We start from the raw sequence: 17,200 nt of genomic DNA, 5'->3' as shown, positions 1-17,200 counted from the left end.
GTTTGATACAAAAGTTAAACATCTTCGCGACAAAACATTACAGATTCATTTGCCTCCAGATCCCGCTGCAACTCCGCGATTTCTTCTTTCAAGGCATCGTATTCTTTTACACGTATCTTCAGATACTGAACGGTCAGTCTCGCTTTGCTGGCCACGCCTTCCGGCGTCAACAGGTACACGTAGCCCACCTTGTTCTGGCTGTTCCGGAAATTCTGAATTTTCACCAAACCCTTGCCCACCAAGGCTTTCATGCAGTAATTGACCTTCCCCAGGCTAACGCCCAGGCGTGCAGCAAGCTCACGCTGGCTGATATCAGGGTCTTTGGAAATCAGCTGCATTACCTTGAGGTGATATTCATTGCTCATATCTTTATGCATAGCGACGATGTGATGTCTCAGGTGCGTTCAGTCTTTGAACGGTGCGTATGATACCGCTTCAGCGAATATTCAGTGCATAAAATTTCTATTTTTTTTCGCATTCAGGTGAGTCCCGTCCTATAATTCGACCGGAAACAGGATGGGCGCGGCTTATTCCTGAATTGTTTAATTTTTTTGACTTGCATTCATGCTGAACACTCCCTTCCCTCCTTGGCCCAGCTTTACTGAAGAAGAAGCAGATGCGGTCAAGCAAGTATTGCTCTCCAATCGCGTTAACTACTGGACAGGACAGGAAACCCGCGAATTCGAGCAAGAATTCGCCGCCTGGGCCGGCACCAAACATGCCGTGGCGCTGACAAACGGCACGGTAGCGCTGGATGTCGCCCTCATTGCCCTGGGCATCGGTGCCGGTGATGAGGTCATCGTCACCTCCCGCACCTTCCTGGCTTCGGTGTCGTCCATCGTGAACACCGGTGCCACGCCCGTCTTCGCCGATGTGGACAGGGACAGCCAAAACATTTCTCCGGAAACCATTTCCGCCGTGCTCTCGCCGCGCACCAAAGCCATTGTGGCAGTGCACCTGGCGGGCTGGCCTTGCGAAATGGATGGCCTCATGGCCTTGGCCGAGCAACATGGCCTGTATGTCATCGAGGATTGCGCCCAGGCGCACGGCGCGTTGTACCGTGGCAAGCCGGTCGGCTCCATCGGGCATGTCGGCGCCTGGTCGTTCTGCCAGGACAAGATCATGACCACCGGCGGCGAAGGCGGCATGGTCACCACCAATGATGAGGCGCTTTGGAAGAAGATGTGGTCCTACAAGGACCACGGTAAGTCCTGGGATGCCGTCTACAACCGCCAGCACCCTCCCGGCTTCCGCTGGCTGCACGAAAGTTTTGGCACCAACTGGCGCATGATGGAAATGCAGGCTGTCATTGGCCGCATTCAACTCAAGCGCATGCCCGAATGGCACCGCATCCGCCTGGAATATGCAAGCCGCATTTGGGACAATGCAAGACGCTTGCCGGCACTGCGCGTTCCGGAAGTGCCTCAACATATCGTGCACGCCGCCTACAAGACTTATGTCTTTGTTGAACCCCAAGCACTGAAAGCTGACTGGAACCGAGATCGCATCCTGCATGAAATCAATGCAGCAGGCGTTCCTGCCTACTCGGGCTCTTGCTCCGAGGTTTACCTGGAAAAAGCGTTTGATGGCACCCCCTGGCGCCCGCAAACAAGCCTGCCCGTGGCCAAGGCGCTGGGCGAAACCAGCCTGATGTTCCTGGTCCACCCTACCCTGACGGATGCGAACATTGCGCGCACCAATGAGGTGATCACGTCGGTCGTTCAACAAGCGAGCGCTTGACGGCGGTTTCGTTTTTGGGCACATGGTGCGGAATTTTGCCTAATGTGCGGAATTCCGCATCCCCCGTCCTGGTGATGTAACACAGTTTTTCATCTGGCAAACTTGCTGGCAAGTCGCTGCTGCCCCTCTGTCTGTCCCCCATCCGCCGTCATCAAAACTTCATAAAGCCGGTGTTTGCACACTCTAGCGATAGTCTAATATTCACCAAGAATAGCAATAATGCGTAACATATTGGACCGTATGCGACAATCCCCGGGTTTAATACGATTAATGCGATTTTTCCTATCGTTTTTGATGGCTTACCTTAGTCCTTTTTATCTCGCGGCATGATATCTCCCGTACGCTTGCGCGCCCTTAGCGCTGTCGCTTTCGACCTTATTGCAGTTGTCCTGGCCTGGCTGGGTGCCTACCTGCTGCGCTTCAACTTTGAATGGCCCAGCGACCAGAACACACAAATTCTTGTCGGTTTGGCGGCACTTCTGGTCATTCAGCTTCTGATCTGCCGTTATGCCGGGCTCTACCGCGGCATCTGGATGTTCGCCAGCCTGCCGGATCTGAAGCGGGTCATTAAGGCTGTCCTCGCTCCGGCAGTACTGTTACTGCTGACGACAGCGTTCTCCACGGCCGAACAACATATCGTGCCGCGTTCTGTCATTTTCCTGTACCCGATTCTGCTCCTGTTGATCATGGGCGGCGGTCGTGTCGCCTGGCGCATGTATCGAGAAGCCAGTATGGAACGTAAGGCGGGCGGTTCGGGCAAGCCTGTGGTCATCATCGGGGCAGGCGCCGCCGGCGCACTAATGGTGAAAGAATTGCAGCGCAGCAAAGAATGGAACGTTGTCGCACTGGTGGATGACAATCGCGCTATACATGGCAAGGAACTGCATGGCTACCAGGTGGAAGGCGCCACGGACGATCTGCCTGAGATTCTGACCCGCTACGACGCGCGCCATGTGATCATCGCTATCCCGACGGCCAACCGCGAGGCCTTCCAACGCATTACCCAGATTGCAACGTCCGCACACGCCACAGTCTTTACCATCCCCAGCCTGTCGGAACTGATGAGCGGGCGCGTCGCCATCAACAGCATGCGCCCGGTGAAGGTAGAGGATTTGCTGGGACGCGAAGCCGTCAAAATCGACGATGAGAATGTCAGCACGCTACTGGCCGGCAGACGTATTCTGGTTACCGGTGCGGGCGGTTCTATTGGTAGCGAACTGTGCCGCCAACTGGCCCGCTTCCATCCCGCACGGATTCTGCTGGTGGAATCGAGCGAGTTCGCCCTCTATACCATCGAACAATGGTTCCGTACCCACCGCTCCGAAATTGAAGTTGTGCCTCTGGCTGCCGATATCAAGGACGAAATCCGTATCGACCAGATTTTCACCGAGTACAAGCCTGAAGTGGTGTTCCACGCCGCGGCCTACAAGCACGTTCCACTGATGGAGCAGCGCAACGCCTGGCAAGCCGTCCGGAACAACGTTTTTGGTACGCTGAACGTCGCACGCATCGCGCAAGCCCATGGAGTGAAGCGTTTTGTATTGATTTCTACCGACAAGGCTGTCAATCCCACCAACGTCATGGGCGCCACCAAGCGCATGGCCGAGATGGCCTGCCTGGATTTGCAGACCCGTCCGGATAACCAGACCATCTTCCAGATGGTTCGTTTCGGCAACGTGCTGGGCAGCACAGGCAGCGTTATCCCGAAATTCAAGCAACAGATCGAGTCCGGCGGCCCCATTACCGTCACCCATCCCGAAATCACGCGCTATTTCATGTCTATCCCGGAAGCGGCACAATTGGTGCTGCAGGCATCGGCCATGGGTAAAGGCGGCGAAGTCTTTGTGCTGGATATGGGCGAACCGGTGAAAATCACCGATATGGCGCGGAACATGATCCGTTTGGCAGGCTTGACCGAAGAGCAGATCGGGATCGAGTTTACCGGCCTGCGCCCAGGTGAAAAGCTGTATGAAGAACTGTTGGCAGATGCCGAGGAAACCCTGGAAACCACGCACCCGAAACTGCGTATCGCCCGTGCCCGCCAGACACCCGACCAGCTCTCCGTTTTCCTGTTGGAATGGCGCCAGCACCGCACGCCGATGAGCGACGAAGAAGTACGTGCCACGCTGAAACGCTGGATTCCTGAATACACGCCAAGCGGCGCCCAGTAAGCAGTGATTGCTAGCTCCTGGTTTTGATCATGATAAAACGTTTATTTGATATTGTTGTTTCCCTGACCGCGCTGATCCTCCTCAGCCCGGTGCTGTTGGTCGTGGCAATCCAGGTTCGCCGCAAACTGGGTTCGCCTGTTCTGTTTCGGCAAATCCGTCCCGGTCTGCGCGGCAAACCTTTCGAGATGGTCAAATTCCGCACCATGCGGGACGCGATTGATGCAAATGGCAAACCCCTGCCGGACGCCGAGCGCCTGACGGCCTTTGGCCGTATGCTGCGCAGCACGAGCCTGGATGAATTACCAGAACTTTGGAATGTCCTGAAAGGTGACATGAGCCTGGTTGGCCCGCGCCCCCTGCTGATGGAATATCTGCACCTGTATAACCCGCGTCAGGCTAGCCGTCACAATGTCAAACCCGGCATTACCGGCTGGGCCCAAGTCAATGGCCGGAACGCAATATCCTGGGAACAAAAGTTTGAATTTGATGCATGGTATGTGGAGCACCAATCGCTTTGGCTGGATATCAAGACTCTATGGTTGACAGTGAAAAAAGTTATTATCCGCGACGGCATCACAGCTGAAGGCTCAGCAACCATGGAAAAATTCCAAGGTAGCTCAAAGTAAACAGCCAATCTCATACAGCAAAAAAACACTTACCAAAGAAAAAACCGTGAAAACATACGCAATTTTCGGAGCCGGTGGCTATGGACGAGAAACGATCCCTGTAGCAAGAATGATGTTGCAAGCGTCACTCCAAGACAATTACCGTTTGGTTTTTGTCAGCGATACCAAGAACGCCGAAACAATCAACGGTTACCCGCTCTTAAGCAAAGAAGAGTTCCTGGCCTTAACTCAAACTGAAAAATTCTTCAATATAGCCATTGGTGACTCTCAGACGAGAGAAAGAATAAGCCACGAACTGATAGCTGCTGGCATCAAGCCATTTACCATCACCTCACCCAGCACTGTCATTTTTGATGCTAATGAAATCGGTTCTGGTGCAATCCTTAGCCCGTTTACGACAATTACATCGAATGCCAAAATCGGCAAATTTTTTCATGCCAATATTTATTCATATGTAGCACATGACTGCGTCATTGGCGACTATGTCACATTCGCTCCATCCGTAAAGTGCAATGGCGGGGTTATCATTGAGGATCATGCCTATATTGGAACTGGTGCCGTCATTAAACAAAGCATGCCAAATCGACCAATAGTAATTGGGGCAGGAGCTATTGTTGGCATGGGTGCAGTCGTTACCAAAAGCGTGCCAGCAGGCGCAACCGTTCTAGGCAACCCTGCAAAACCCTTGCGTGCACTATAATAGAAAGGAAAGCAATGATAGTTGGTCTTATTGGCACAGGAACGATGGGAAAAGGTATTGCACAAATACTTGCGCAAGCTGACTTAATCGACCAAATCCTCTGGCTTGGACGTAATCCAGCACCTGCCCAAACAGCTCAGCATGACGTCGAGCAGCGCATTAAAAAACTTGAAGAAAAAAATAGAATTTCTTCTGACGCTGCACAAAAAGCAATCAAAAAAATAGTCATTATTGAGCATATAGAACAATTAGCAACAGCAAAAACTATCATTGAAGCAGTTGCAGAAAACATCGAAAGCAAAAAATCGGTTTTCTCTAAAATATCTAGCATTGCTGATGAAAGCACGATTATTGCTTCTAACACATCCTCATTATCCATTACTCAACTAGCCAGCCTGACAAAGCACCCCGAAAATGTTATCGGGTTGCATTTCTTCAACCCGCCTACCGTGATGAAGCTCACGGAAGTTGTCATTGGTTTAACAACAAGCCCAACCACTACGGAGTGGGCGCTTGATTTTTCCAAAAAACTAGGCAAAGACCCTGTTGTTGTCAATGAAGCACCTGGATTTATTGTCAATCGAATGTTAATACCGATGATCAATGAAGCCATAGGTATTTTGGCAGAAGGAGTGGCATCTGCCGAAGAAATTGACAAGGCAATGAAATTAGGAGCCAACCATCCAATTGGCCCCCTCGCCTTGGCCGACCTAATCGGTAACGATGTAAATCTTTCCATTATGGAAACTCTTCACAACGAGACCGGCGATCCCAAGTATCGCGCCCACCCATTACTTCGAAAAATGGTACGAGCAAATCTTCTCGGCAGAAAAAGCGGACAAGGTTTTTTCAAATATACGCGCCAATAGCCCAAGTCTTTACGGATACAGTTTTATATGCATGAGCCTGTTCAATATAACTAGAGGGAAAATAAAAAGAGGCCAATCAACGGACTAGCCTCTTTTTGAAAAACTCCGCCCTAATTGAACATCAGCAACCTGCTATGTGTACTGCCGCCGGATAAGACCGCTGATACCGTACCGTAAACGCCTGGAAAGCCTTCAGCGCCAGCTGAGGATCATGGCCGGGCTTGACCAGGAAGCTGTCAAAGCCGCAGCGCGCCTGGTAGTGGATGGTGTCTATCATCACATCGCCTACCGCACGCAATTCCCCTTGCCATCCATATTGCGTCCGCAGGATCTGCGCGAATGAGTAGCCGCGGCCATCGGTGTACTGAGGGAAGTCGATCGCCAGCAACCAGATACCCTGCGGTTGGATCAATCCCTGCTCCGCCCCGGGCAGGCTGGCGATTTCGTCATCTGGAGCAATCCAGATGCCCAGCGGATGCAGGCGCCCTTTCGCCGCGTCCAGGTTTTCAAGCCAGGCCGGCAAACGCACCAGCCAGCCTGGTTCATCTGCTGGCAATGCGGGCCCATCCTCCCCGGCTTCGTACAGTCTGGCGTCGTTTTCCACCAATTGACCATGCCGGATCAGATGCGGCTGTTGCACCGGCTTGGTGATCACGTCTTTTGATTCTTCAGCAGCAGGCGCCTGAGCGTCCACGGCCGGATTTGCTGTCAGGGTATCAGGCATGTGCAGCTCCTGCGGCTTTCTTGGGGTTCAAGACGGGGTCGTCGTAGACGTGGTCTTTGAAGGGCGCGATGCCCAGGCGCTCGACCACGTCAATGAAGCGCTCGGCGTCACTGTCTCGGGTGGAGAGATAGGTTTCCACCAGTCGCTCCACGACGATGGGCACATGTTCCCGCGCAAACGACGGGCCTATGATTTTCCCTATGGCTGCACCGCCTTCGGGCGTGCCGCCGGCGCCGCTCTGGCGACCGCCTAGCGTAACCTGATACCACTCCTCCCCGGCCTTATCCACGCCCAGGATGCCGATATGCCCCACGTGATGGTGACCGCAGGAGTTGATGCAGCCGGAGATATTCAAGTCCAGTTCCCCGATGTCGTATAGGTAATCGAGATTCTCGAAACGTTGTTGTATGGCCTCGGCGACGGGGATGGATACCGCATTGGCCAATGCGCAGAAATCCCCCCCCGGACAGGCGATGATGTTGGTCAGCATGCCGATATTCGGTGTTGCCAGGTTCTGTGCCCGCAATTGCTGCCAGAGCTCGAACAGGCGATCGTGCCGCACGTCGGCCAGGATCAGGTTCTGCTCATGGGATACGCGCAACTCACCAAAGCCATACTCATCCGCCAGGTCGGCCACGTAATCCATCTGGTCAGCGGTGATGTCACCTGGCGGGATGCCTGTCGCCTTGAGAGAGACTGTCACCGCAACGTAACCTGGCACCTTGTGCGGATGCACGTTGGTGCGCAGCCAGCGCGCGAATAGCGGGTGCGCCGCCGCATGCGCATCGTGCACCTCGGGTCGGGTCGTCAGGGTTTCGTAGTCCGGCCAGGTAAAGCGGGTGGCAATGCGGTCGAGTTCAGCCTGGGTGATGGTGTCTGGGCCGCCACGGATATGCCGCCATTGTTCTTCAACCTGTTCCGCGTAGGCCTCGACGCCCAGGTCCTTGACCAGGATTTTGATGCGCGCCTTGTATTTGTTGTCACGCCGGCCATGCAGGTTATAGACGCGCAGCGCAGCCTGCAGGTAGGTGAGCAGGTCGTACCAGGCAACAAATGGCTTGACCAGCTTGCCGACGATGGGCGTGCGGCCCATGCCACCGCCTATCCAGACGCGAAAACCGATTTCGCCATCCTGCTCGACCGCTTGCAAGCCGATGTCATGCACGCCGACGGCAGCCCGATCCACCACGGCGCCACTGACGGCGATCTTGAATTTGCGCGGCAGGAAAGCGAATTCGGGATGCAGCGTGGACCATTGGCGGATAATTTCGCACCATACCAGCGGGTTGACCAGTTCGTCCGGCGCAATACCGGCAAAGTGATCTGTGGTGGTGTTGCGTATGCAGTTGCCGCTGGTCTGGATGGCGTGCATCTGCACCGTCGCCAGTTCGCCCAGTATTTCCGGCACGGTTTCCAGCCTGGGCCAGTTGAACTGCATGTTCTGGCGTGTGCTGAAGTGCCCATAGCCGCGGTCATATTTTCGGGCGATGAAGGCCAATTTTCGCAGTTGCCGTGACGCCAGCATGCCGTAGGGAATGGCCACGCGCAGCATGGGCGCATGGCGCTGCACGTACAGGCCGTTTTGCAGGCGCAGCACGCGGAACTCGTCTTCCGTCAGCTCGTTGGCGAGAAAGCGGCGGGTCTGGTCCGCAAACTGAGCAACGCGCTGCTCGACCAGTTGTTGATCTATTTCATCGTAAATATACATACAGGAATCCAGATGCGCCGGCACGCCACACTTATCGGCAGGCAGCATCGGGAGCAGCAGCCTGCGGGCCCCAGGCGACCGTTTTCCCCGCATGAAGGCGGGAATGGGGAGTGACAAGGATATAAGAACCCCCCATTCATTCTTAGACAGTTTTTCTATAAGCTGATGCTTGAAGCATGAAAAATAATAGGTGGCTGCGCCCGTTTGGTACCCCAAGCAGCCTAAGGCAGCCTCCAGACCACCTTCTGACCGTAGCCAAGCCGCCTCAAGCCCGCCTCATCAGGCTGCCTGCCGCGGCGCCGGTGCCTTCAGATTCCGCCCCAGCCATTGCACCGCGCGTGCCACGGAATCATTCCACTCCAGCCCATAGTTCAGCCGGACGCAGTTGCCATAGGCTCCGTCCCTGGCAGTGAACATCGGCCCTGGCGCCAACGAAACGCCCTGCTCCAGCGCCAGCCGGAACAGGGTCATGGCATCGACGTCCTGCGGCAATTCCAGCCACAGGAAATAGCCGCCTTCAGGCCGGGTGCAGCGCGTTTCGGCCGGAAAACTGCCGGCAATCGCGTGCAGCATTTCTCCCTGGGTCGATTGCAAGGTGCGCCGCAACAGGCGCAATTGCTTGTCGTAGCTGCCCTGCTCCAGATAGGCCGCCAGCGCAACCTGGGCCGGCATGGAGGCTGCCAGGCTGAAGGTCAGTTTCTGGCGCGCCATGCGGTCAATGAAGCGCCCTGGAATCGCCCAACCCACGCGATAATGCGGCGCGAGGGTTTTTGAGAACGATGAGCAATGCAACACCCAGCCATCGCGGTCATAGGATTTGATGGGTCGCAAGGCTTCATTGCTGAAATGCAGCTCGCCATAAACATCATCCTCTATGACAGGGATGCGGTGCCGCGCCGCCATTTCCGCCAGCGCCTGCTTTTTTTCCTCGGGCATGAGGCTGCCCAGCGGGTTCTGGAAATGGCTCATCACCCAGCAGGCTGCCGGGCGTTGCTCGGCCAGCACCTGTTCCAGCACCTGCAGGTCCATGCCCTGCTCCGGGTGCGTCGGGATTTCTATGGCACGCAGGCCCAGGCGTTCCAGGGCCTGGAACACGCCGTAAAATGCTGGCGACTCCACCGCCACGGCATCCCCCGGTCTTGCCACGGACATCAGGCACAGGTTGAGCGCTTCCATGGCGCCATTGGTGATGATGACTTCGTCCGCATGCACTGCTTTGCCCGTCGCCGCATAACGGCGCGCAATATTGCGCCGCAAGCGCAAATCACCCATGCTGAGATTATCCACGGTGCTCCAGGGATCGACATTGCGGGCGGCCTTGCCCACCAGTTGCCCCAGGCGCTCCAACGGAAACAGGTGAGCGCTGGGAAAAGCCGCGCCCAGCGGCACGACATCCCGGCGCAGCATCGCGCTCAGGACGTCGAACACCCGGTCTATGACTTTAGGCTGCACCACATGGCCGGCTACATCGGCCTTTGCACCATCGAACTCGGGCGGGCGCACGACGGGATGGCCAACAACGTAATAGCCCGAACGGTCCTGCGCCCGTACCAGGCCCCAGGATTCCAGCAGGTAATAGGTACTGAACACCGTCGTCGGGCTGACGCCGCGTTCCCTGGCCAGGCTGCGTACTGACGGCAGGCGGTCGCCAGCGCGCCAGATGCCGGTGCGAATGGCGTCGGAAAACTCATAGGCCAATGATTCGTAACGCTTCATACTTGCGCCATTCCCCTACCCGGCCGTTCCAGCGGCACCATGGGCCGGCCGGCCCCAGGCGTCGCTTGCGCGGTAACGGCTGCAATTGCCCCATGCGGCTGCATCAAGAGCCCTGCAACTTGCCTTCCAGCACTGCCATGCGTGGCCGAATATGCGCTCTGGCCGGTTGCCGTCATGCCGGCCGCCGACATCAATAGGCGCATGCCATAGGCCATGCCCGCCAGCACCAGGACGCTGACCAGCCAGATGCCCAGCAGCCAAGCCAGGCGCTGCTGCCATGAACTGGCGGCAGGCTTGCCCATCATCGGTTTCTGGATTTCCATTTTCATCAATGATACCCCTCGCCGCGCTTGACCTTGCCGCGGAACACAAAGTAGGACCATGCCGTATACATCAGGATGACCGGAACGATCAGCAAGGCGCCCACAAGGGCAAAACCCTGGCTTTGCAGGGGAGCAGCCGCGTCCCAAATAGTGATGCCCGGCAGAATGATGTACGGCCAGATCGCCGCCCCCAGGCCGCCATAGCCCAGCAGGACCAAGCAAAGCGCCAGCGCGAATGGCGCGGCTTCGGCCCGCCGGCCCAGCGCACGCAACAAGCCCGCGGCCAGCAGCACCACCAGTACCGGAACCGGCGCCAGCCACAACATGCCGGGCCAGCTGAACCAGTGCTGCGCAATGTGGCCCTGCACCAGCGGCGTGAACACGCTGACCAGCGCAATACACGCCAGCATCAGCCAGGTCAGCGGCCGGGCCAGACGCATCATCCGGCGCTGCAAGGCACCTTCCGTTTTCAGTACCAGCCAGGTACTGCCCAGCAAGGCATAGCCCACCACCACACCCACGCCAGACAACAGCGAGAACGGTGTGGCCCAATCGAAAATGCCACCGATGTAGCGATGCCCATCCATGGCAATGCCTTCGACGAAAGCCCCCAGCACGATGCCCTGGCATAAGGCAGCAACCAATGATCCGCCCGTGAAGGCGATATCCCAATAGCGCCGGTGGCCTGGCGTTGCCTTAAACCTGAATTCAAATGCCACGCCACGGAAAATCAGCCCAAGCAGCATGGCCAGCAGCGGGATGTAGAACGCGTGCAGCAGCACGGCGTATGCCAAGGGAAACGCCGCCATCAGGCCCGCCCCACCCAGCACCAGCCAGGTTTCGTTGCCGTCCCACACCGGCGCCACGGTATTGACCATGACATCCCGATCTTCGCGGTTGCCGACGAACGGAAACAGGATGCCTACCCCCAGGTCGAATCCATCCAGGATCACGTACATCAGCACGCCAAAAAGGATAATGATCGCCCACAGAACTGCCAGATCTATACCCATTCAGGCCTCCGTGCGTTGAATCTTGGCATTTGCAGCCGGGAAATTGGCGGGTACGGCCAAGCCATGCGCATGCAGCATGCCAGGCGCTTGTTCATCCGGTTCATGGCCATCCGGGCCGCTGATTTCCGGCGGCCTGGCCAACAGCCGCAACAGGTACCAGATGCCCACACCAAACACCAGCAGATAGACAACAAGAAATACCGCCAGCGTGACCCCCAGCGTCAGGGTGCTATGCGGCGTGGCCGCATCGCTGGTACGCATGAGGCCGTACACTACCCAGGGCTGACGCCCGATTTCCGTGGTGTACCAGCCGGCCAATATCGCGATCAGCCCGGTCGGCCCCATCCCGATGGCGAAGGCCTGCAAGCGCCTTGCATCGTACAAACGGCCGCGCCAACGCGCCCAGGCCGCCCATAGCGCCAGCAGAATCATCAGCAGGCCCAGGCCGACCATGACACGGAACGACCAGAACACCACGGTTGCGTTCGGTCTGTCTTCCGGCGGGAATGCCTTCAAGCCGGGAATTTCGCCATCCAGGCTGTGCGTGAGGATCAGGCTACCCAATCGCGGAATACCGATTTCGTAGCGGTTCGACTCGGTTTTCATGTCCGGCACGGCAAACAGCAGCAATGGGAAGCCCTCGCCCGGATGGTTTTCCCAATGCCCTTCCATCGCGGCTATCTTGGCCGGCTGGTGCTTGAGTGTATTCAAGCCGTGCATATCGCCCACGAAAGCCTGCAACGGCGCCGCGAGCAACAGCATGCCCAGCGCCATGGCGAACATACGGCGGACGCGCTTATCCTGGTTGCCCTGGCGCAGGTGCCACGCCCCGGTCGCCGCGACCAGCAAGGCCGTGGCCACAAACGCGGCCAGGCCCATATGTGCCAGGCGGTACGGAAAAGACGGGTTGAAGATCACCGCCCACCAGTCGGTGGGAATGATCCGCCCGTCGGCAATCGCATAGCCTGCCGGGGTCTGCATCCAGCTGTTGGACGCAAGGATCCAGGTCGCAGATATCAGCGTTCCTATCGCCACCATGACGGTAGAAAAGAAGTGCAGGCCCGGCCCGACGCGTTGCCAGCCGAACAGCATGACGCCCAGGAAGCCGGCCTCCAGGAAGAAGGCGGTCAACACCTCATAGGCCAGAAGGGGCCCGGTGATACTGCCGGCGTATTCCGAAAAATAGCTCCAGTTGGTGCCGAACTGATAGGCCATCACCAGGCCTGACACTACACCCATGCCAAAGTTGACGGCAAAGATGCGGCTCCAGTAGTGGTATAGGTCACGATATTCCGGCCGACGTGTTTTCAGCCAACAGGCCTCAAGCACCGCCAGATAGCTGGCAAGGCCGATGGTAATGGCCGGAAAAATGATGTGGAACGACACGGTAAAACCGAACTGGATGCGCGCCAGCAATAATGCGCTTGCTTCCATGATGAAGACTCCCGATAGCGCGGGCCCCCCCGGTTTCCAGGCATGGCGCCGCTACGTGGCACAGGTAGCCAAGCCCGCCCTTATGGGGCACGCAAGGCCACAACTGAACCTTAAGCGCCAGCACTATTTCAGTACAGAATCAGAAATCAGGAAAAAAACCATATCAGATTGACGGGAAGCTGCCGAAGATGAGCCGGCTTGCTGTCGGTGCGTGCAAGCCGGCATCTTCCTGCCGTGCCAAATGCCGCGCCCAACGCAACTAGCCCCTGCCGTTACCGTGCAGGGGCTAGTCGTGAACGCGATATCGTACTTCCCGCGGGCCGAGGCCCTGCATCAGTCAGAACACTGCCTTGTCCAGCTATACCGAGAGCCGAACCACCGGCAGTCAATGCATCCGGCAGATACTTACTGCTGCGCAGGCAGCCTGCGCAGCAGCATGGGCTCAACCCGGGTGCTCGGAGATTGCCAGTTCTTGTTGCCAGCCTCAATGGCCCAGGCCAGCACGTCTGCTGCCAACGCATCAGTGGCGCGTCCATAGGCTTGCACCACGGTTTCCGTGCCCAGGTCAGGCACGTCCACGCGCTCTTCGAAAACCTGATCCGCGACGACGCGACGCGAATCCAGATGCAGCAAGTCTGCATCCAGACGCAGGTAGACCGTACCGCCGCCATCGGTTTTACGAAGCACCTGGAAAGCCCTCAAGCTGGATTCCAGTTCGAAATCGGCAGGCAGCCCGGACAGTTCATTGCTGACGCCGCTGAAACGGCGGGCATCAATGAAGGCGGTGATCAGGCGTTCACGTACCATGACCGGTGCCGGTTCGGCCCAGAGCACATCCTTGTAGGCACTGACGCTAGCATCCGGTGCCACAATCCACCATTGCCGGCTATCCAGCGAACGTACCGCCTGCGGCGTCACCACACGCACGTTCCAGCCCGCCTGCGGCAACTGCGCATTGGCCTGTACCTGGCTCATGGGCAGGACATAAGGGGTACGGACGACCGGCTCCGGCAGAATGGAGCAGGCGCCCAGGCTGGCCAGGACGGCAGCAGCAGCCAGCACACGGCCACGAAGAATGACGCTCATGGTTTGAACTCCCGTATGGTATCGCGGCCCAGCAGGTAACCTGCCGGATCTTCATTCAGACGCTGGATCAGCGTACGCAAGGTCACCAGCGTGCTACGCAGCTCACGTATCGCCGGGCCAATGTCGCTCAGCCCTTGCATGCCACTGGCCAGAGCGCCGTAGTGGTTGGCCAGCAGGTTCTCGGTTTCGGCGGAAATGCGCGACAGGGACTCCGTGGTATTGCGCACGTTATCCATGATGGCAGCACCACGCTCGCCCACCGCCTTTTCTGCGGTACGGGCCAGCTGCGAAATCTGCGCCAGTGCTTGATCAGCCCCCTTACCGGCTTCGGCCAGGGCATCCAGCATGCTGGAAACATGGCCACTTTGCTGTGCCATCGTATTGCTGACTTCCTCGACATTGGCCAGGATCTTACTGACGTTGTTCACGTTCTCTTCGGAGAACACTCGATTGGCGTTGCGCAGCAGATCGTTGATATTGGCGACGGTATTCTCACCGCTGTTGAGGATGCGGGCGAACGGCGACGGGCTGGCGACTATGACGGGGTCCTGCCCGTTGCTGCCTTCAAGCAGCGGGCTGCCGGGCGAACCGCCGCCCAGTTGAATCACCGAAGTGCCGGTCAGGCCGGTCAGGGCCAGGACGGCAGTCGTATCCTTGCGAACGGGAATACTGCTCTTGATTGCAATACGCGCCAACACCCGGCGCGGGTCATTGGGATCGAGGCGCAGCGACGCCACGTCGCCCACCACGATACCGCTGTATTCCACCGCGCTGCCTTGCGACAGGCCACGCACGGTTTCATTGAAGACGACCTCGTAGTGCTTGACCGCGCCATCCCCGTAGGATTTGTGCAGCCATAGCGCAAACAGCATGATGGCTGCCACGGCCAGCGTGACAAAGGTGCCAATCAGAATATGATGGGCGCGGGTTTCCATATCAGTTGCTCTCCTTCACTTGCCGCGCCGCACGCTCGGCCGAGCGCCCGCGCGGGCCATGGAAATAGGCGCGAATCCAGTCGTTGTCGACCTCTTCCACGACATCCAGACTGTCTGCAACCAGCACCCGCTTGTCGGAAAGCACGGCGACACGGTCGCAAATCGTATAAAGCGTGTCCAGATCGTGAGTCACGAGGAACACGGTAAAACCCAGCGCGCCGCGCAGGGTAAGGATCAATTGGTCGAATGCCGCCGCACCGATCGGGTCCAGCCCCGCAGTGGGTTCATCCAGAAACAGAATATCGGGATCAAGCGCCAATGCGCGCGCCAGTGCGGCGCGCTTGACCATGCCGCCCGACAGCGAAGATGGCGACTTGGGGCCAGCATCGGGCGGCAAACCCGCCAGCGCCAGCTTCAGGCCGGCCAGGCGTTCGGCTTCCGGCCGCGAAAGCCCCGCATGCTCTATCAGCGGCAAAGCGACGTTTTCAGTCACCGTCAGCGAGGAAAACAGGGCGCCGCTCTGGAACAATACGCCGAAACGGCGTTCCAGCTTGGAACGCTGCGCTTCGGGCAACGCCAGCAGGTTCTGGCCGAACACCTTGACCTCGCCAGCGGCTGGCCGCTGCAATCCGACGATGGTGCGCAACAACACCGATTTGCCGGTCCCCGAGCCGCCGACCACGCCCATGATTTCCCCACGGCGCACATCGAGATCGAGATTATTGTGCACAACCTGCTTGCCGAATTGATTACGCACGCCGCGCACCTGGATAATGGGTTCGGCGTCTGCCGCGCCCGCGGCAGGCTGTGCAGCTGCTGCCGCACTGGCGGCAGCAACATCCTGTTCCGTCACCATCCCATCTCCATATAGAACAATGCAGCCACCGCATCCAGCAGGATGACGAGGAAGATGGACTGCACCACGCTGGAAGTCGTGTGTTCACCCACCGACTGGGCGCTGCCGCGCACACTGAAACCTTCGCGGCAACCGATCGCGGCAATCATGAACGCGAATACCGGCGCCTTGACCATCCCCAGCACGAAATGCCGCACCGGAATGTTTTCCTGCATGATGGACAGGAACATGGTCGGGGAAATATCCAGGCTCACGGCACACACCAGCATGCCGCCCAGAATCCCGGCCATCATGGCAATGAACGTCAGGAGCGGCAAGGCGATCAGCATCGCCAGCACCCTGGGCACCACCAGCATTTCCATGGGGTCCAGGCCCTGGGCCCGGATGGCGTCGATTTCCTCATTGGATTTCATCGCACCGATCTGCGCGGTGAATGAACTGGCAGTACGGCCGGCCATGAGAATGGCGGTCAGCAACACGCCGAATTCTCGCAGGAAGGAAAAGCCGACCAAGCTCACGGTGTAAATGCTGGCGCCGAAATCCGCCAGAATGGTCGCCCCCAGAAAGGCCACCACTGCCCCCACCATGAACGACAGCATGATGACGATGGGAATGGCGTTGAAACCCGCCTGTTCGATCTGCGCCACCATGGCCGTCATGCGCCAGCGCCTGGGACGCAGCAGCACACCCAGCGAGCACTGGATGATCAGGCCGATGAAACCCATCAGGCCAACCAGGTTGTGCCAGATGTTTTCCGTGGCCGTGCCGACGTTTTCGAGGAACTGCGTGAAGGCATTGGCCTTTTTGGCAGCCGGGGCATCCAGCGGCGGATCCGCCAGGATGACGGCGCGCAACAAGGCTAGCCGGCCAGGTTCCAGGCCATCGCCCTGCCCCAGCAAACGCGCCAGTTCGTCCTTGCCCAGCCATTCCAGCAGCATGGCCGCGCCGGCAGTATCCAGGGCCTTGATATCCCCGAGATCCAACGCCTTGACCTTGGCCGACGGGTAATTGCCGGTGGCCGCCTGCAGCTGAGAGTAATGGGCGAGCGTCCACTCGCCGCTCAATCGCGCCGTGCCGTTCGCTTCATCCCAAGAGAGAAAAGCTGATTCCACCACCGTCAGTTCCGTCTGTATCCTAAACTTGGGCCAAGGCCAGCGTGCATGCGCATTGTTGCAGCGCCGGCCGAGCAAGGGACAGGCATAAGACTGCCTATGCCACCTACGATGCGGCCCCACCCAAAACCAGCCACAATGACAACCGACCCGTATGCTAACTTGCCATGCTGATTTTGTCGCACAA

General features: G+C 57.9%; 16 protein-coding genes. 5 read left to right on the top strand and 11 right to left on the bottom strand.

Translation table 11 applies throughout. The features are described from left to right. Positions 1-14: 14 nt before the first annotated feature. Entirely contained in the window at positions 15-365 is a 351-nt protein-coding gene (locus tag EV679_RS13380; protein ID WP_068369727.1) for a MarR family EPS-associated transcriptional regulator, read from the bottom strand. 199 nt (positions 366-564) lie between these two features. Here EV679_RS13380 and EV679_RS13375 point away from each other — a divergent pair, with 199 nt between their 5' ends. From EV679_RS13375 to EV679_RS13355, 5 genes are all read left to right on the top strand, one after another. Continuing rightward, positions 565-1,740: a DegT/DnrJ/EryC1/StrS family aminotransferase gene (locus tag EV679_RS13375; RefSeq protein WP_130487481.1), complete on the top strand. Its 1,176-nt coding sequence runs from the start codon at positions 565-567 to the stop codon at positions 1,738-1,740. A gap of 326 nt (positions 1,741-2,066) precedes the next feature. Next, positions 2,067-3,911, top strand: coding sequence for a polysaccharide biosynthesis protein (locus tag EV679_RS13370; RefSeq protein ID WP_130487480.1), 1,845 nt, complete (start codon positions 2,067-2,069; stop codon positions 3,909-3,911). A gap of 29 nt (positions 3,912-3,940) precedes the next feature. Further along, entirely contained in the window at positions 3,941-4,537 is a 597-nt protein-coding gene (locus tag EV679_RS13365; RefSeq protein WP_130487479.1) for a sugar transferase, read from the top strand. A gap of 46 nt (positions 4,538-4,583) precedes the next feature. After that, positions 4,584-5,237 (top strand): acetyltransferase, encoded by a 654-nt coding sequence (locus EV679_RS13360; protein WP_130487478.1) that lies wholly within the window; start codon positions 4,584-4,586, stop codon positions 5,235-5,237. A gap of 14 nt (positions 5,238-5,251) precedes the next feature. Beyond that, positions 5,252-6,106, top strand: coding sequence for a 3-hydroxyacyl-CoA dehydrogenase family protein (locus EV679_RS13355; protein ID WP_130487477.1), 855 nt, complete (start codon positions 5,252-5,254; stop codon positions 6,104-6,106). Between the two features lie 121 nt (positions 6,107-6,227). Here EV679_RS13355 and EV679_RS13350 read toward each other — a convergent pair whose 3' ends face one another. The 10 genes from EV679_RS13350 to EV679_RS13305 form a co-directional block, all read right to left on the bottom strand. Beyond that, positions 6,228-6,830 (bottom strand): DUF934 domain-containing protein, encoded by a 603-nt coding sequence (locus EV679_RS13350; RefSeq protein ID WP_130487476.1) that lies wholly within the window; start codon positions 6,828-6,830, stop codon positions 6,228-6,230. Beyond that, positions 6,823-8,538, bottom strand: coding sequence for a nitrite/sulfite reductase (locus tag EV679_RS13345; protein ID WP_130487475.1), 1,716 nt, complete (start codon positions 8,536-8,538; stop codon positions 6,823-6,825). The genes EV679_RS13350 and EV679_RS13345 overlap by 8 nt, the downstream gene beginning before the upstream one ends. A gap of 279 nt (positions 8,539-8,817) precedes the next feature. Continuing rightward, positions 8,818-10,254 (bottom strand): aminotransferase-like domain-containing protein, encoded by a 1,437-nt coding sequence (locus EV679_RS13340; protein WP_068369742.1) that lies wholly within the window; start codon positions 10,252-10,254, stop codon positions 8,818-8,820. Further along, a complete protein-coding gene (locus EV679_RS13335; protein ID WP_242611493.1) occupies positions 10,251-10,583 on the bottom strand; it encodes a DUF2474 domain-containing protein in 333 nt (110 codons plus the stop codon). The genes EV679_RS13340 and EV679_RS13335 overlap by 4 nt, the downstream gene beginning before the upstream one ends. Next, positions 10,583-11,590, bottom strand: a complete 1,008-nt coding sequence (gene cydB, locus EV679_RS13330) for a cytochrome d ubiquinol oxidase subunit II (RefSeq protein ID WP_068369748.1) — start codon at positions 11,588-11,590, stop codon at positions 10,583-10,585. The genes EV679_RS13335 and cydB overlap by 1 nt, the downstream gene beginning before the upstream one ends. Further along, on the bottom strand, positions 11,591-13,024 hold the full coding sequence (locus EV679_RS13325) for a cytochrome ubiquinol oxidase subunit I (protein ID WP_130487474.1): 1,434 nt from the start codon (positions 13,022-13,024) through the stop codon (positions 11,591-11,593). A 405-nt stretch (positions 13,025-13,429) separates the two neighbouring features. Further along, the gene (locus tag EV679_RS13320; protein WP_130487473.1) at positions 13,430-14,110 is read right to left on the bottom strand and encodes an ABC-type transport auxiliary lipoprotein family protein; all 681 of its coding nucleotides are present in this window, start codon (positions 14,108-14,110) and stop codon (positions 13,430-13,432) included. Further along, positions 14,107-15,045, bottom strand: a complete 939-nt coding sequence (locus EV679_RS13315; protein WP_130487472.1) for an MlaD family protein — start codon at positions 15,043-15,045, stop codon at positions 14,107-14,109. The genes EV679_RS13320 and EV679_RS13315 overlap by 4 nt, the downstream gene beginning before the upstream one ends. 1 nt (position 15,046) lies before the next feature. Continuing rightward, the gene (locus tag EV679_RS13310; protein WP_083969536.1) at positions 15,047-15,901 is read right to left on the bottom strand and encodes an ABC transporter ATP-binding protein; all 855 of its coding nucleotides are present in this window, start codon (positions 15,899-15,901) and stop codon (positions 15,047-15,049) included. Continuing rightward, on the bottom strand, positions 15,895-17,013 hold the full coding sequence (locus EV679_RS13305; RefSeq protein WP_242611492.1) for an ABC transporter permease: 1,119 nt from the start codon (positions 17,011-17,013) through the stop codon (positions 15,895-15,897). The genes EV679_RS13310 and EV679_RS13305 overlap by 7 nt, the downstream gene beginning before the upstream one ends. Positions 17,014-17,200: the final 187 nt, after the last annotated feature.

Origin of the sequence: Kerstersia gyiorum (assembly GCF_004216755.1) — a bacterium.
Taxonomy (GTDB): Bacteria; Pseudomonadota; Gammaproteobacteria; order Burkholderiales; family Burkholderiaceae_B; genus Kerstersia; species Kerstersia gyiorum.
This window is presented reverse-complemented; position numbering and strand designations above follow the sequence as displayed.

Bases quoted from the DNA above. Each gene is read 5' to 3' on its own strand.
- EV679_RS13380 (WP_068369727.1), bottom strand. From the start codon at position 365: ATGAGCAATGAATATCACCTCAAGGTAATGCAGCTGATTTCCAAAGAC.
- EV679_RS13375 (WP_130487481.1), top strand. From the start codon at position 565: ATGCTGAACACTCCCTTCCCTCCTTGGCCCAGCTTTACTGAAGAAGAA.
- EV679_RS13370 (WP_130487480.1), top strand. From the start codon at position 2,067: ATGATATCTCCCGTACGCTTGCGCGCCCTTAGCGCTGTCGCTTTCGAC.
- EV679_RS13365 (WP_130487479.1), top strand. From the start codon at position 3,941: ATGATAAAACGTTTATTTGATATTGTTGTTTCCCTGACCGCGCTGATC.
- EV679_RS13355 (WP_130487477.1), top strand. From the start codon at position 5,252: ATGATAGTTGGTCTTATTGGCACAGGAACGATGGGAAAAGGTATTGCA.
- EV679_RS13350 (WP_130487476.1), bottom strand. From the start codon at position 6,830: ATGCCTGATACCCTGACAGCAAATCCGGCCGTGGACGCTCAGGCGCCT.
- EV679_RS13345 (WP_130487475.1), bottom strand. From the start codon at position 8,538: ATGTATATTTACGATGAAATAGATCAACAACTGGTCGAGCAGCGCGTT.
- EV679_RS13340 (WP_068369742.1), bottom strand. From the start codon at position 10,254: ATGAAGCGTTACGAATCATTGGCCTATGAGTTTTCCGACGCCATTCGC.
- EV679_RS13335 (WP_242611493.1), bottom strand. From the start codon at position 10,583: ATGAAAATGGAAATCCAGAAACCGATGATGGGCAAGCCTGCCGCCAGT.
- cydB (WP_068369748.1), bottom strand. From the start codon at position 11,590: ATGGGTATAGATCTGGCAGTTCTGTGGGCGATCATTATCCTTTTTGGC.
- EV679_RS13325 (WP_130487474.1), bottom strand. From the start codon at position 13,024: ATGGAAGCAAGCGCATTATTGCTGGCGCGCATCCAGTTCGGTTTTACC.
- EV679_RS13320 (WP_130487473.1), bottom strand. From the start codon at position 14,110: ATGAGCGTCATTCTTCGTGGCCGTGTGCTGGCTGCTGCTGCCGTCCTG.
- EV679_RS13315 (WP_130487472.1), bottom strand. From the start codon at position 15,045: ATGGAAACCCGCGCCCATCATATTCTGATTGGCACCTTTGTCACGCTG.
- EV679_RS13310 (WP_083969536.1), bottom strand. From the start codon at position 15,901: ATGGTGACGGAACAGGATGTTGCTGCCGCCAGTGCGGCAGCAGCTGCA.